The organism is Bradyrhizobium sp. USDA 4506 (assembly GCF_054058795.1).
This window is the reverse complement of the sequence record NZ_JBSSBM010000002.1, coordinates 5072080-5088107: the sequence shown is the minus strand read 5'-3', so window position 1 is coordinate 5088107 and position 16028 is coordinate 5072080. Positions and strand designations below refer to the sequence as shown.

Annotated in this window: 9 protein-coding genes and 2 pseudogenes; 8 read left to right on the top strand and 3 right to left on the bottom strand. The window is 65.9% G+C overall.

From position 1 onward, the window contains the following. The first annotated feature begins 96 nt into the window (after positions 1–96). The 7 genes and pseudogenes from ACVIHF_RS26300 (at position 97) to ACVIHF_RS26270 (ending at position 11889) form a co-directional block, all read left to right on the top strand. The gene (locus tag ACVIHF_RS26300) at positions 97–2763 is read left to right on the top strand and encodes a M1 family metallopeptidase (RefSeq protein WP_253607252.1); all 2667 of its coding nucleotides are present in this window, start codon (positions 97–99) and stop codon (positions 2761–2763) included. A gap of 78 nt (positions 2764–2841) precedes the next feature. Then, positions 2842–4494, top strand: a complete 1653-nt coding sequence (locus tag ACVIHF_RS26295) for an acetolactate synthase large subunit (protein ID WP_253607253.1) — start codon at positions 2842–2844, stop codon at positions 4492–4494. A gap of 231 nt (positions 4495–4725) precedes the next feature. Then, positions 4726–6366, top strand: a complete 1641-nt coding sequence (gene pgm / locus ACVIHF_RS26290) for a phosphoglucomutase (alpha-D-glucose-1,6-bisphosphate-dependent) (RefSeq protein WP_253607254.1) — start codon at positions 4726–4728, stop codon at positions 6364–6366. Between the two features lie 23 nt (positions 6367–6389). Then, on the top strand, positions 6390–7346 hold the full coding sequence (locus ACVIHF_RS26285) for an NAD-dependent epimerase/dehydratase family protein (RefSeq protein ID WP_253607255.1): 957 nt from the start codon (positions 6390–6392) through the stop codon (positions 7344–7346). Beyond that, positions 7339–8215, top strand: a pseudogene (locus tag ACVIHF_RS26280) (dihydrodipicolinate synthase family protein). The gene ACVIHF_RS26285 and the pseudogene ACVIHF_RS26280 overlap by 8 nt, the downstream one beginning before the upstream one ends. A gap of 98 nt (positions 8216–8313) precedes the next feature. Further along, positions 8314–9402 (top strand): S1C family serine protease, encoded by a 1089-nt coding sequence (locus tag ACVIHF_RS26275; RefSeq protein WP_456792777.1) that lies wholly within the window; start codon positions 8314–8316, stop codon positions 9400–9402. A gap of 159 nt (positions 9403–9561) precedes the next feature. Further along, positions 9562–11889, top strand: a pseudogene (locus ACVIHF_RS26270) (xanthine dehydrogenase family protein molybdopterin-binding subunit). Between the two features lie 140 nt (positions 11890–12029). Here ACVIHF_RS26270 and ACVIHF_RS26265 read toward each other — a convergent pair. The 3 genes from ACVIHF_RS26265 to ACVIHF_RS26255 are packed head-to-tail and all read right to left on the bottom strand — an operon-like array spanning position 12030 to position 15248. Beyond that, a complete protein-coding gene (locus tag ACVIHF_RS26265; RefSeq protein WP_456792776.1) occupies positions 12030–13226 on the bottom strand; it encodes an acyl-CoA dehydrogenase family protein in 1197 nt (398 codons plus the stop codon). A 13-nt stretch (positions 13227–13239) separates the two neighbouring features. After that, a complete protein-coding gene (locus ACVIHF_RS26260) occupies positions 13240–14385 on the bottom strand; it encodes an acyl-CoA dehydrogenase family protein (RefSeq protein ID WP_456792775.1) in 1146 nt (381 codons plus the stop codon). Positions 14386–14393: 8 nt separating this feature from the next. Continuing rightward, positions 14394–15248 carry an enoyl-CoA hydratase gene (locus ACVIHF_RS26255; protein WP_038386235.1) on the bottom strand — a complete coding sequence of 285 codons (855 nt, stop codon included), beginning with the start codon at positions 15246–15248 and terminating at the stop codon, positions 14394–14396. A 161-nt stretch (positions 15249–15409) separates the two neighbouring features. Here ACVIHF_RS26255 and ACVIHF_RS26250 point away from each other — a divergent pair, with 161 nt between their 5' ends. Next, positions 15410–16027, top strand: coding sequence for a LemA family protein (locus ACVIHF_RS26250; RefSeq protein WP_028334935.1), 618 nt, complete (start codon positions 15410–15412; stop codon positions 16025–16027). The last annotated feature ends 1 nt before the right edge of the window (position 16028 follow it).

Below are 16028 nucleotides of genomic sequence, written 5' to 3'. Positions count from 1 at the left end.
GTCAGTTTTGTGGCGACATTTTCTCTACTAGATTGCCTGCTACGTCCTTCCGCAATGACATCCGAATATCCCCGAGATTCCCGTGAGCTTCGCGCGATGAACAAGCCTGCAACCCATGTCCGAAGGGCGCTGCTGCGTCGTCTTGCCACTGCGATCGGCTTGGCTTTGGCGATGGCCGCAAGCGCGCAGGCCGAGCAAACATTTTCGTTCGACCGCACGCCCGGAAAGCTACCGAAGACGGTCGTCCCGTTGCATTACGCGATCGAGCTGACACCTGATATCACGGGCCTCGCTCTGCCAGGCGTCGAAACCGTCGACATCGAGGTGCGCGAGGCGACCGCGCAGCTGACGCTGAACGCGGTCAACACGACATTCGCAGAGGTTACGATCGATGACGGCGCCCAGCGCGCGGAGGTCGCGACCGACGCCACCGCGCAGACCGCAACGCTGACCTTCGCCAGGCCGCTTGCGGCCGGCCGCCACAAGCTGCGCATCGCCTTCACGGCGCAGATCAACAAATTCGGCACCGGCCTGTTCTCGGTCGACTACCCGACCAGGACCGGGGTCAAGCGGATGATCTCCAGCAAGCTGGAGCCGGCCGATGCAAGGCGGATCTTCCCGTGCTGGGACGAGCCGTCGTTCAAGGCGAGCTTCGCGCTGACCGTCGTCATTCCGCGCAATCTGCTCGCGGTCGGCAACATGCCCGTGGCCGGCGAAGAGCCGGTCGCCGGCGATCTCAAGAAGGTTGCGTTCGCGCCGACGCCGAAGATGTCGAGCTATCTGTTCGTGCTCACGGTCGGCGAGCTCGAGCACGTCACAGCGGATGCCGGCGGCGTCACGGTCGGCGTGGTGACGACGGAGGGCAAGGGCGGCCAGGGCCGGTTCGCGCTCGACAGCGCGGTGAAGCTGCTCGCCTATTACAACGACTATTTCGGCGTCAAATATCCGTTGCCGAAGCTCGACCTGATCGCCGTTCCCGGCGGGTTCGGCGGCGCGATGGAGAATTGGGGCGGCATCACCTTCTTCGAGAGCCGGCTGCTGTTCGATCCCGCGACGTCCGCCGAGACCGCGCGGCGTGGCATCTTCGCCATCATCGCGCACGAGATGGCGCATATGTGGTTCGGCGATCTCGTCACCATGGCGTGGTGGGACAATCTCTGGCTCAACGAGGGCTTTGCCAGCTGGATGGCAACCAAGGCCTCGGAGCAGTTCTATCCGCAATGGCAGGGCTGGCTGAACGGCTACGGCGCGAAGCAGTTCGCCATGGCGCTCGATGCGCGGCGCACCTCGCATCCCGTGCAGCAGCCGATTGCCGATCACAGCGAAGCGGTCACGGCATTCGACGCCATCACCTACAACAAGGGGCAGGCGCTGATCCGCATGCTCGAGACCTATCTCGGCGAACCGGCGTTCCGCGACGGCATCCGCAAATACATGGCCGCGCATGCCTACAGCAACGCGACGACCGCTGATCTCTGGCAGGCGCTCGAGAGTAGCGCCGGCAAGACCATCACCGGTATCGCCGCCTCCTTCTCCGAGCAGGACGGCGTGCCGCTGGTCGTCGCCGAGGCGGCCTGCGACGGCATGGCGCAACGTCTGACCTTGCGGCAGGATCGCTTCGTGATCGCGCCGGCCAACAATCCGCCGCTGCCGGCCCGCAACTGGCAGATCCCCGTTGCGGTCGGACCGGCGCATGGCAAGCCGTTCGACGAGATATTGTTGAAGGGGAGCACCGATATCCCGGCCGGCGCCTGCGGCGATGCGATCAAGGTCAACCTCGGCGACGTCGGTTACTACAGGGTCGAGTATGGCCCGAAGAACCGTGCGGCGTTGCTGAACGCATTCCCGCAAATGCAGGTCGCCGACCGTCTCAATGTCGTTACCGACAGCTGGGCGCTGGTGCAGGCGGGCCGCGCGGAGGCGCCGTTCTATCTCGCGCTGCTTGATGCGCTCGATGCCGGTGACCATCGCGCGGTGTGGGACCAGGTGATCTCGACATTTGCCGCGCTGAACCGCCTGTCGCGCGACCGCACCGAGCGGCCGGTGATCCAGGCCTATGCCCGCGCCAAGCTGCGCCCGGTGTTCGATCGGATCGGATGGGACGGCGCCGGTTCAGGCGACGATGACACTGCATTGCTGCGTGCAAGCCTGATCTCGACGCTTGGCGACCTCGGGGATGCGGCTATTGTGGCGGAAGCGAAGCGGCGCTTTGCGGCATTCGTCGATGATCCCAATTCGCTTCCGACCGCATTGCGCGATGCCGTCACGCATGTTGTCGGTGTGACCGCCGATCGGGCGACCTACGAACAGCTGCTGGCGCTGGCGCGCAACAGCACGGCGACCAATGAACGGCTGCGCTATTATCTCGCGGCGGCAAGCGCCCGCGATGCCGAATTGGCGCGGGCGACGCTGGCGTTGACGCTGACCGACGAATTGCCCGACACGATCGTGACGGGGATGATCAACGCGGTTGCGTCCTCAGGCGAGCAGCCGCAGCTCGCCTGGGACTTCGTCCGGACCAATTTCGATACGTTGCTGGCAAGGCAGGGGCCGAACTTCCGCGACCAGTTCGTGCCGAACTTCATGGCCAATTTTACCGATGAGGCGCACGCGGCGGAACTGGCCGCGTTTGCTCCGTCGCAATCAACCACCGGCGGACGGGTGATGGTGGCGCGATCGGTGCAGGCGATCGCAATCTCGGCCGATCTTGCCGCGCGCGTGTTGCCCGCCGCCGACGCCTGGATCAGGGCGCACAAGCCGTGAGCTCGCGAAGCAGTTTCCGGCGGCGCGCGATGCGGCTATGCTTCGGGCGCGGCATGCAATCAACGATGCGAGGCTGAGATGGTCAAAGGTTCCGATTTGCTGGTCGCTGCCCTCGAGAATGAGGGCGTGGAGCGGGTGTTCGGCGTCCCCGGCGAGGAGAATCTCGACGTCGTCGAGAGCCTGCGCAAATCCTCGATCAAGCTGATCGTCACGCGCCACGAGCAGGCGGCGGCGTTCATGGCGGCGACCTATGGCCGGCTGACCGGAAGGCCCGGCGTCTGCATGACGACGCTTGGCCCCGGCGCGCTCAACCTCACCACGGGTGCGGCCTACGCGCTGCTCGGCGCGATGCCGATGGTGATGCTGACCGGCCAGAAGGGCATTTTGAGCAGCCGGCAGGCCAAGTTCCAGATCGTCGACATCGTCAACACGTTCCGTCCGCTGACCAAGCTGTCGCTGCAGATCGTCAGCGGCGCGACCATTCCGACCCTGGTCCGCGACGCCTTCCGAATTGCGACGCAGGAACGGCCGGGGCCGGTGCTGCTCGAACTGCCGGAGGATATCGCAGGCGAGGAGATTGCGCCGGTCGAAATGATACCGCCGCATCCGATCGAAATTCCGATCGCGCACGCGGCTGCGCTCGACCGCGCCGCCGACATGATCCTGAAGGCGCAGCGCCCGCTGATCATGCTTGGTGCTGCGGCATCGCGTCCGCGTTCGACTGCCGGGATCGGTGACTTCGTGCGGCGCACGAAAATCCCGTTCATTACCACGCAGATGGGCAAGGGCACGGTATCGGGCGGCACCAATCAGTATATGGGGACCGCCGCGCTGAGCGAGCGCGACTATGTGCACGAGGCGATCGACCGCGCCGACCTCATCATCGCGATCGGTCACGACACGGTCGAGAAGCCGCCTTTCATCATGGGCCCGAAGGGGCCGCAGGTGATCCATGTCAGCTACATGCCGGCAACGGTCGAGCAGGTCTATTTCCCGCAATGCGAGGTGATCGGCGATGTCGGGCCGAGCCTCGAATTGCTGGCCGATCGGGTCGAGGGGAAGCTGCCGCATGCCAGCGCGCTGCTCAGCCTGCGCCAGAGCATTCTGGCCAAGATCACCGATCGCGCCACCGAGGGCCGCTGGCCGCCGACACCGCAGCGCATCGTGCACGATGTGCGGCAGGTCATTCCGGAGGACGGCATCGTCGCGCTCGACAACGGCATGTACAAGATCTGGTTCGCACGCAATTACCGCACGCTGCTCGCGAACTCGCTGCTGCTCGACAACGCGCTCGCGACCATGGGCGCCGGCCTGCCGTCGGCGATGATGGCGGCGATGCTGTATCCGAACAACCGCGTGCTCGCGGTCTGTGGCGATGGCGGCTTCATGATGAACTCGCAGGAGCTCGAGACCGCGGTCCGCCTCAAGCTCAATCTGGTGATCCTGATCCTGGAGGATTCCGCCTACGGCATGATCCGCTGGAAGCAGGCGGTCGACAATTTCCCGGATTTCGGCCTGACCTTCGGCAATCCGGATTTCGTCAAATACGCCGAAAGCTACGGCGCCAAGGGTTCGCGGATCGCGAGCACGGATGCGATCGTTCCGACCCTGGAACGGGCGTTTTCCGGCGGAGGCGTGCATCTTGTCGTGGTGCCGATCGACTATACCGAGAACAAGCGGGTGCTGGTCGACGAATTGCGCGAGAAGGTGCAGCAGATCGATGTGTCGTAGAGCATGATCCGGACCCGAAGGGCCGCGTTAGCGCAAAGTGCGAAGCGGTTTTCCCTCGCGACAAACGCAAAGCGTTTGCGCGGAGATCATGCTCAAACAAGAAGCTGAAGCATTGCTGCGGTGGCCAAGGAACGAAAAGCCCTCGGCTTGATTGAACGTAAGCCGCCATGGTAGCACGCCACTGCATCACCATTGCGCAGATGGTCGGCGATACCAGATCTGAGAGGTCACGTGACTGCACCAAATCCTGCCGCCGGCAAACCCATCGATCCCGCCCAGCTCGCCAATGTGCCGCGGCTGGTCACGGCCTATTTTGCCGGCAAGCCCGACGCTGGCGATCCCGCTCAGCGGGTTGCGTTCGGCACCTCGGGCCATCGCGGCTCGTCGCTGAAGAATTCCTTCAACGAGGACCATATCCTCGCCACCACGCAGGCGATCTGCGATTACCGGCGCGAGAAGGGTCTCACCGGGCCGCTGTTCATCGGCATCGACACCCATGCGCTGGCTGAGCCGGCGCTGGCCAGCGCGGTCGAGGTGTTCGCGGCGAACGGCGTCGAGATCATGATCGACGCGCAGGGCGGCTACACCCCGACGCCGGTGATCTCGCATGCGATTCTGAGCTACAACAAGGGCCGCAGCACGGGCCTCGCCGACGGCGTCGTCATCACGCCGTCACACAACCCGCCGGAGGACGGCGGCTACAAATACAATCCACCGCATGGTGGTCCGGCCGACACCGACGTCACCGCCGTAGTCGAGAAGAACGCCAACCGTTATATCGAGGCCGGCCTCAAGGGCGTCGCGCGGCTGTCCTATGATCGCGCGCGCAAGGCCGCGACCACGCATCTGCACGACTACATCACGCCCTATGTCGCCGATCTCGGCAACACCGTCGATCTCGCGCTGATCAAGTCTGCCGGCGTCAAGATCGGCATCGACCCGCTCGGCGGCGCGGCGGTGCACTACTGGCAGCCGATCATCGCGCGCTACGGCATCAACGCGTCAGTCGTCAACGAGGCGGTCGATCCGACCTTCCGCTTCATGACCGCGGACTGGGACGGCAAGATCCGGATGGACTGCTCGTCGCCTTATGCGATGGCGAGCCTGATCGGGATGCGCGACCGTTTCGACGTCGCCTTCGCCAACGACACCGACGCCGACCGCCACGGCATCGTGACCCGCTCGAACGGGCTGATGAACCCGAACCACTTCCTTGCCACCGCGATCGCCTATCTGTTCGCGCACCGGCCGCAATGGAGCAAGGACGCCGCGATCGGCAAGACCATCGTGTCGAGCTCGATCATCGATCGCGTCGCGAAGAAGCTGGGCCGCAAGCTGGTCGAGACGCCGGTCGGCTTCAAATGGTTCGTCGACGGGCTGGGCAGCGGCGGCTTCGGCTTTGCCGGCGAGGAGAGCGCGGGCGCATCGTTCCTGAAGCGCGACGGCTCGGTGTGGACCACCGACAAGGACGGCATCATCCTCGGCCTCCTGGCGGCCGAGATCATCGCCAAGACCGGCCGCGATCCGAGCGAATTGTTCGGCGAACTGACCGCCGAACTCGGCGTTCCCTATTACGAGCGCATCGATGTGGCGGCGACGCCGAAGCAGAAGAACGCGCTGAAGGCGCTCGGGCCCGATCAGCTCAACATGACGCAGCTCGCCGGCGATGCCGTGCGCGCGGTCAGGACCAAGGCGCCGGGCAACGACCAGCCGTTTGGCGGCATCAAGGTCGAGAGCGAGGCGGGCTGGTTCGCCGCGCGTCCCTCCGGCACCGAGGATGTCTACAAGATCTACGCCGAAAGCTTCCGCGGGCCGGATCATCTGAAGCAGATCCAGGGCGACGCGCAGGCCGCGATCGCCAAGGTGTTCTGAAAGGCGCGGGCCGGGCGGACCTCATGCGAATATTGTTGACCGGCTCCTCCGGCTGGCTCGGCCGTTTCCTCGCGCCGCGGCTTCGACAGGCCGGCCATGATGTGGTCGGCCTCGACGTCGTCCCGGGCGAGGCGACCGATGTCACAGGCTCGGTAGCCGAGCGATCGGTGGTCGAGCGCGTGTTCGCGGATTACGGCATCGAGGCCGTGATCCATGGCGGCGCGTTGCACAAGCCCGATATCGAGCGGTTCGCGCCGCAGGCCTTTGTCGACGTCAATGTGTCAGGCACGCTCAATTTGCTGCAGGCAGCCGTGGCTGCCGGCCACGCCCGTTTCGTCTTCACCTCGACGACGTCGCTGATGATCTCGCAGGCGATCCGCGACGAGGAGGGCCATGCTGCGGTGTGGCTCGACGAGACGACAGGGCCGCTCGAGCCGCGCAACATTTACGGAGTGACAAAACTCGCCGCTGAAGGGCTGTGCCGTCTGTACAGCCGCGAGCACGGGCTGAACTGTGCGGTGCTGCGCACTAGCCGCTTCTTCCCCGAGGATGACGATACCATCCGCGACATCCATGGCGAGAACCTGAAGGCGACCGAGCTGCTGTACCGCCGCCTCACCGTCGAGGACGCCGCCGATGCCCATGTCGTGGCGCTCGAGAAGATCCGCGGCTTCGAGGTCTTCGTGATCAGCGCGCCGACGCCGTTTGCGCGCAGCGATGTCGCCGACCTGAAGACCGACGCGGCCGGGGTGATCGCGCGCACGTTCCCCGATGCGCCGGCGCTGTTCGCGCGGCGTGGCTGGCGCCTGCCGAAATCGATCGGCCGGATCTACGACGCGAGCAAGGCCGAACGGCTGCTCGGTTTCCGCGCCGGCACGGATTTCGCAGCGGTGCTCGGCGCCATGCGCAGCGGCGCGCCGCTTCCCTTTGCGCACGATCCCGATTATGTCTCGCCGTCAACGAGGCTCGCAAATGGCTGATTTCCACGGCGTCTTTCCGTACCTGGTGTCCCCGGTCGACCCTGCCGGCCATGTCCGCACCGAGGTGCTGGGCCCGGCTCTGCGACGATCTGGTCAAGGCCGGCGTCCACGGCCTGACGCCGCTCGGTTCGACCGGCGAGTTCGCCTATCTCAACAATGCGCAGCGCATGCAGGTGGTGGCGACCACGATCGAGGCCGCGCAGGGCCGCGTGCAGGTGGTCGCCGGCGTCGCCTCGACCTCGACGGCGGATGCGGTGGCGCAGGCCAAGGCCTACCAGAAGCGCGGCGCGACCGGCATTCTCGCGATCATGGAGGCGTATTTTCCGGTCGGCGACGCGCAGGTGGAAGCCTATTTCCGTGCCATCGCCGATGCCGTCGACATTCCGGTCGTGATCTACACCAATCCGAATTTCCAGCGCTCCGACCTCACGCTCGACGTCATCGCGCGGCTCGCCGGGCATCCGCGCATCGGCTACATCAAGGACGCCTCGACCAACACCGGGCGGCTGCTGTCGATCATGAACCGTTGCGGCGACAGCCTGAAAGTGTTCTCGGCCTCCGCCCATATTCCGGCCGCGGTGATGCTGATCGGCGGCCACGGCTGGATGGCGGGCCCGGCCTGCATCATCCCGCGGCAGAGTGTCGAGCTCTACAATCTGTGCCGCCGCACCCGCTGGGATGAGGCGATGGCCCTGCAGCGCAAGCTGTGGCGCATCAACGAGGCGTTTGCCCGCTTCAACCTCGCCGCCTGCATCAAGGCCGGGCTCGCGAGCCAGGGCTACGACGTCGGCGATCCCGTGCCGCCGCAGGCGCCGCTCACGGCCGAGCAGCGCAAGGTGGTCGAGGCGGCGTTGCGCGATCTGGGCTGAGGCCGTCGGGGGGCTGCGCGGCAAAATGCCGGGCAATCCGCCTTGGCCATGCCGGAAACCTCCGCTTGGTCAGCGCGTTTGTTGCGTGGAGCACACCAATGAATCGGCGTACCGTCCTTGTCCTGGCCGTGATCGCGGCCATTCTGCTGATCTTCGCGGCCGGCAGCATCCGTCAGGCGCCGTGGAGCGGCCCGGCTGCCCGCGCGGTCACCGAGCGCGGCGCGCTGTCGGATGCCGAAAAGGCCAATGTCGAGATCTTCGAGAAGGTCTCGCCGTCGGTCGTGCAGGTGGTGACGCAAACCGCCGCCAATCCGCTGAGCGAGGATCAGGAAAGCGGCGCGGCGTCGGGCACCGGCATTGTCTGGGACAATGACGGCCACGTCGTTACCAACAACCACGTGGTGCAGAACGCAAGCCAGGTCGCCATCCGCTTTGCCTCCGGCGAAGCGGTACGCGCCGAAATCGTCGGCACGGCGCCGAACTACGATCTGGCCGTGCTGCGCATCCGCAGCGCGCGCAAGCTGCCGCCGTCACTGGCGCTCGGCAGCTCGGCCGATCTCAAGGTCGGCCAGTTCGCCTACGCGATCGGCAATCCGTTCGGGCTCGATCAATCGATGTCCAGCGGCATCATCAGCGCGCTCAAGCGCCGGCTGCCGACCTCGAGCGGCCGCGAGATCTCCAACGTGATCCAGACCGACACCGCGATCAATCCGGGCAATTCGGGCGGCCCGTTGCTCGATTCTGCCGGCCGGCTGATCGGCGTGACCACGGCGATCCTGTCGCCGTCGGGCTCGAATGCCGGCATCGGCTTCGCGATCCCGGTCGACATCGTCAATCGCGTGGTGCCCGAGCTGATCCGCAACGGCCGCGTGCCGACGCCGGGGATCGGCATCGTGACCGCGAATGAGGCGGTCGCCACGCGTATCGGTGCCGAAGGATTGATCGTGGTGCGCACGACACCGGGATCGCCGGCCGAGCGCGCCGGGATACGCGGGGTCGACATGTCGACCGGTGAACTCGGCGACGTGATCACCGCGGTCGACGGCAAGCCGGTCCACCGGCTCTCCGATCTGGCCGACCAGCTCGAGCAGATCGGGGTCGGCAAGAAGGTGCGGCTCAGCGTGAACCGCGACGGCTCGGCGCGCGATGTCGAGGTCGCCATCGTCGATATCGGCCGGGCGCAATAATGTCGTCACTGGCCTGACGCGTGCCACCGGATTGTGCTTCCGCGCGCCGCGCGACGAGACGCCTGTCCTCCGGCCGGCGCGTGGTTGTCAGGCCGCCAAAATCCGCTAAAACCCCCGCCAAATTCTCTGGAAATTCTTGGAAGCTCGAAGGACCCTCTGATGAACATTCTTCCCGGCAATATGCGTTTTGGTGCGGGCCAGCCAGTCAAGCGTCTGGAAGACCAGCGGCTGGTCACCGGGAAGGGGCATTTCATCGACGACAAGCCGCAGGACGGTGCGCTCTGGCTGCACGTGCTGCGCTCGCCGCACGCCCACGCCAACATTAAGTCGATCGACGCCAGGGCGGCGCTGGAGATGCCGGGCGTCAAGGCCGTCTATACCGGCGCCGACCTCGTCAAGGACGATATCGGCACGCTGCCGACGCTTGCGATCTTCAAGCGGCCCGACGGCTCGCCGATGACCGTGCCGCCACGGCGCCTGCTGGCGCATGATGTGGTGCGTTACGCGGGCGAGGGCGTCGCGGCCGTGGTCGCGACCTCGCGGGTGCTGGCGTAGACCGCGGCCGAGGCGATCGAGATCGATTACGAGGTGCTGCCCTCGGTGGTCGATCCGGTCGAGGCGATCAAGCCCGGTGCGCCGGCGGTCTGGCCGGAGGCGCCCGACAACATCGTGGCCGCGATGAGCTATGGCGACGCCGCCAAGGTGGAGGAAGCCTTCGCCAATGCCGCGCACAAGGTGTCGCTCGACCTGGTCAGCCAGCGCCTGGTGCCGTCGGCGATGGAGCCGCGCTCGACCATTGCCGAGATCGAGAAGAAGACCGGCCGGCTGATTCTGCACGTGCAGTCGCAGACTCCGGGTTCGACCCGCGACCTCTTGGCGGAATCGATCCTGAAGCGGCCGAAGGACAGCGTGCGCGTGCTGGTCGGCGACATCGGCGGCGGCTTCGGCCAGAAGACCAGCCTGTATCCGGAAGACGGCATCGTCGCCTATGCCGCGACCAAGCTGAACGAGAAGATCCGCTGGCGCGGCGACCGCACCGACGAGTTCGTCGGCGGCACCCATGGCCGCGACCTGACCTCGACCGGCGAGTTCGCGCTCGACGCCAAGGGCCGCGTGCTGGCCTACCGGGTGCGCTCGATCGGCGGCACCGGGGCCTATTCGTCGGGCACCGCCAACATCATTCCGCTGGTGCTCGGCCCGTTCGTGCAGACCGGCGTCTACGACCTGCCGCTGGTGCATTTCGAGGTGAAGTCGGTGATGACCCACACCGCGCCGGTCGGCGCCTATCGCGGCGCCGGCAGGCCCGAGGCGGTGTTCATCGTCGAGCGGCTGTTCGACGCCGCCGCGCGCCAGATCGGCATGGACCCGCGCACCATCCGCAAGGTCAACTACATCAAGCCGGTGCAGCTGCCCTACACCAATGCGGTCGGGCAGGTGTACGACTCCGGCGCCTTCGCGCACATGCTGGAGCGCGCGTCCGATTTGGCCGACTGGAACGGCTTTGCCGCGCGCAAGAAGGCGGCGAAGAAGAAGGGCCTGCTCTACGGCCGCGGTCTCACCAGCTACATCGAGTGGACCGGCGGCCGCGCCCACACCGAGAACGTCTCGCTGCACGCGACCGCCGAGGGCCGCGTCATCCTGCATTCCGGCACGATGGCGATGGGGCAGGGCCTCGCCACCACCTACACCCAGATGATCGCTGATACGCTCGGCATCGCCATGGACAAGATCGATGTGATTCAGGGCGACACGGATCTCGCCACCGGCTTCGGCAGCGTCGGCTCGCGTTCGCTGTTCGTCGGCGGCACCGCGGTTGCGGTCTCCAGCAACGACATGATCAACAAGGCGCGCGACAAGGCCTCCAATTTGCTGGAAGCCTCCGTCGAGGACATCGAGTATCGCGACGGCTTCCTCACCGTGGTCGGCACCGACAGGCGCATCAGCCTGTTCGAGATCGCGGCCAAGGAGAACGGCGCAAAGCTCTCGGTCGAGAGCGAAGGCAATGTCGACGGGCCGAGCTGGCCGAACGGCACCCATATCTGCGAGGTCGAGATCGATCCGGAGACCGGCGTCACACGGGTGGTGCGCTACACCACGGTCGACGACGTCGGCGTCGCGGTCAATCCGATGCTGGTGACGGGGCAGGTGCACGGCGGCGTTGTCCAGGGCATCGGCCAGGCGCTGTATGAAGGCGTGGCCTATAGCGAGGAAGGCCAGCTGCTGACCGCGAGCTATCAGGACTATTGCATCCCGCGCGCGGACGACATTCCGCCGATCACGGTGACGCTCGATGGCTCCGCGCCGTGCAAGACCAATCCGCTGGGTGCCAAGGGCTGCGGCGAGTCCGGCGCGATCGGCGGGCCGCCCTGCATCACCAACGGCGTGATGGATGCGCTGAGCGAGGTCGGGATCACCCAGCTGAACACGCCGCTGACGCCGTCGAAGATCTGGCAGGCGATCCGCGACGCCAAGGTGGGGGCGGCATAGGCCGCGCTTTCTCCTCCACCGTCATTCCGGGGCGCGCGTTAGCGCGAACCCGGAATCTCGCGCCACAACATCGAGGTTCCCCGGTGCGCAATTGCGCACCTGAGGTTCATCGCTTTGCGATGCCCCGGAACGACGGTGCCCTACAGTCCCAGCACCATCTTCGCGATGATGTCGCGCTGGATCTCGGACGATCCGCCGAAGATCGTATAGGCGCGGCCGTTGAGATATTCCGGCACCACCGGCAGCAGTTCTTCGGGGATCGCCGGCTCGTGGTTGAGCCGGTAGAACGGCCGCGCCGGCTCGACGGCAAGCCCGTCCTGGCCGATCACGTCGACGCCGAGCCGCGTCACTGCCTGGCGGATCTCGCTGACGCGGAGCTTGATCAGCGACGACACCGCGCCGGGATTCTGCCCGGTCTGCAGCGCCGACAGCACCCTGAGCTCGGTCATCTCGAGCGCATCGATATCGACCTCGACCTCCGACATCCGGACCGCGATATCGGGATCCTCGATGGCGCGGCCGGTAACCTCGGAGCCAGCGAGATCGGTGATCGTCTTCAGCGCCTCGCGCAGCTTGGCCGACGCGATGCCGGAGCCGCGCTCGAATTCGAGCAGATATTTGCCGTAGGTCCAGCCCTTGCCTTCCTCGCCGACGCGATTGGCGACGGGAACGCGGACGTCGTCGAAGAACACCTGGTTGACCTCGTGGTCGCCGCCGATGGTCAGGATCGGGCGCGTGGTGATACCCGGCGTCTTCATGTCGATCAGGATGAAGCTGATGCCGTCCTGCTGCCGCTCGCCGTCGCTGGTGCGCACCAGCGCGAACATGCGGTTGGCGTGGTGGGCGTGCGTGGTCCAGATCTTGGTGCCGTTGATGATGTAGTCGTCGCCGTCGCGCACCGCGCGCGTTTTCAGCGAGGCGAGGTCAGAGCCCGAGCCCGGCTCGGAATAGCCCTGGCACCAGTAATCCTCGCCGGAGAGAATCCGCGGGAGGTAAAAGTTCTGCTGCTCGGGCGAGCCGAAGCCGATGATGACGGGGCCGACCATCTTCACGCCCATCACGTTGACATTGGGCACGCCGGCGCGTGCGCACTCGGCCTCGAAGATCCAGCGCTGTGCCGGCGTCCAGTCCGGTCCGCCATGGTCCACCGGCCAGCCCGGCGCACCCCAGCCCTTCTTGTGCAGCGCGCGCTGCCACGCCATGCCGATGTCGGGGTCCGAGAACACCGACGGCGTCAGCGCGGTGGCGCGCTTCATCTCCGGCGTCAGGCTCCCGGCAATGAAATCGCGGACTTCCTGCTCGAACGCGCGTTCCTCGGCGCTGAAGGTGAGATCCATGGTGCGCTCTCCGTTAGGCGTGGGCGCGGCCGCTGAGCGCGGCGTGGCGGCGATAATGATGGGCGCTGTTGCCGAACAGCGTGTCGAAGGCGAGCAGCCGCTTGAAATAGGCGCCGATGTCGAGCTCCTCGGTGACACCCATCGCGCCGTGCAGCTGCACCGCCTGTTCGGCGACGAAGCGCGCGCATTTGCCGATCTTCGCCTTGGCGCCGGACGCCGCACGGCTGCGGGCCACAGGCTCGGCATTGGCCATCAGCGCGGCGCGCAACGCCATCGAGCGCGCCTCGTCGACCTGCATCGCTACGTCGGCGAGGCGATGGCGGATCACCTGGTTGGCCGATAGCGGCCGGCCGAACTGCTTGCGGATCTTTGTATATTCGAGCGTGGTGTCGAGCAGCGTCTGCATGATGCCGACCGCCTCGGCGCCGAGCGCGGCCATCGCACGGTCGACCACGATTTCGATCGCCGGCAGCGCGTCACTGCCGTCGCCGAGCAGCGCATCGGCGGGCAACTGCACGTCCTTCAGATCAAGATTACAGCCGCGCCCGCCGCCGACCCGCGCGTAGTCGCGCAGCGTGAGACCAGGCGTTCCCGCCGACAGCAAAAACAAGGCAAGCTTGCCGGATGCACCATTGGCGTTGGCGATACGGGCCGAGACGATGACCTGGTCGGCTGCCGCGCCATCGAGCACGGCGATCTTGCTGCCGTTCAGGCGCCAACCGTCGGCCGTCTTGCCGGCCGTCGTGTCGACATGAGCGAGATCGAAGCGCGCGGCGCGCTCGGAATGCGCGAAAGCGAGCGTGAGCGCGCCCTCGCCGATTTTGGGCAGGATCGCCTGCTTCTGCGCCTCGGTGCCGCACTCGGCGACCAGCGCGGCGCCGATCACGACCGTGGAGAGGAACGGCTCGGACACCAGTCCGCGGCCGAACGCTTCCATCAGCAGTCCGATCTCGATCGCGCCGCCGCCGAGCCCGCCATGGGCTTCACTGATCGGCAGCGCCAGCCAGCCGAGCTCGGCGAACTGTTTCCAGATCGCGGGCGAATAGCCCAGCGGATCGTTCGCCGCTTTCCTGCGATGCTCGGGGCTAAAGGTTTCCGCCACGAAGCGGTCGGCACTTTCGCGCAGCAGGCGCTGCTCGTCGCTGAGGGTGAGGTCCATCTGGCTGACTACACGTTGGCGGTTTTCTTGACGGAGGGATGCAGACCCGCGGGGTCCACCACCATGCCGAATTCCTGAAGGTTGTGGGCGTGGCAGAGCTGATGCAGCGCGAAGGCCTGATCGATCGCGGCTGGCTGTCCCATGATGTCGATGGAGCGGTTCACCGCCTCCTTGGAAAGCTTCAGCGCAAAGGCGGGCTTTGCGGCGATCCGCCGCGCCAGCGCCAGCGTGAAGGACGAGAGATCGCCGCGCGGCACCACGTGATTGACCATGCCGAGGCGATGCGCCTCGTCGGCACTCCAGACATCGGCGGTGAACAGCATCTCCTTGGCCTTGCGCGCGCCGAGCTCCCAGGGATGCACGAACCACTCGACGCCGCATACGCCCATCGTCACCACGGGGTCGCAGAACTCGGCATCGTTGCTGGCAACAATCAGGTCGCAGGCCCAGGCCAGCATCAGTCCGCCGGCAATGCACTTGCCGTGTACCTCGGCGATGGTCGGCTTTGCCAGATTGCGCCAGCGCCTTGTGATTTGCAGGTAGATCTCCTGCTCGCGCGCGAAGCGGCCATGGGCGTTGGGCTCGGCGAAGCCGCCCCAATTTCCGACTGGCGGGAAATCGACACCGGCCTGGTTCTTGGCCCCTGGCCTGAGATCGTGACCGGCCGAGAAATGCGGGCCGTTGCCGGCGAGGATGATGACCTTGACCGCGTCGTCCTGCACCGCCCGGTCGAAGGCAGCGTTGAGGTCGTAGGTCATCTGCAGGTTCTGGGCGTTGCGGGCCTCGGGGCGGTTCATCACGATCCGCGCGATCGCGGGCTCGGGCCGTTCGACAACAATCGTCTCGAATTGTTCAGACGCCAATGGATCCCTCCCGCGATCGATTTTTTCGCCATGATGAACGGCGCGGGCAGGGATAGGCAAGCGTCATCATCCGCAAAAGAGGCCGCGAAATCCGCCGCACGGGATTATCCGGCGAAAATCTGTTACGCTGACGCAGAATCCACCCGGGGAGGACCATCTTCATGCGCAAGCTTTGGACCGTGCTCGCAGCGCTGGCGACATTGAGCCTGACCAACTGCGGCTACAACGCGATCCAGACCAGTGACGAGCAGGTGAAGTCGAGCTGGTCGGAGGTGGTGAACCAGTACCAGCGGCGCGCCGATCTCGTGCCCAACCTGGTCAACTCCGTGAAGGGCTTTGCGCAGCAGGAGAAGGACGTGCTGCTCGGCGTCACCAACGCGCGCGCCAAGGTCGGCAGCATCCAGGCAACGCCGGAGGTGCTCAACGACCCGGCCGCATTCCAGAAGTTCACGCAGGCCCAGGGTGAACTGACCAGCGCGCTGTCGCGGCTGCTGGTCGTCACTGAAAATTATCCGCAGCTGAAATCGGACGCGCTGTTCCGCGACCTGATGGCGCAGCTCGAGGGCACCGAGAACCGCATCACCGTGGCGCGCAATCGCTACATCAAGGCGGTACAGGACTACAACGTCGGCATCCGCACCTTCCCGAACAATCTGACCGCGATGGCGTTCGGCTACAAGGAGAAGCCCAACTTCACGGTCGACAATGAAAAGGAAATATCGACCGCGCCGAAGGTCGATTTCAATAATCCGTCACCGGCCCCCGCGCCGTCGAAATAGC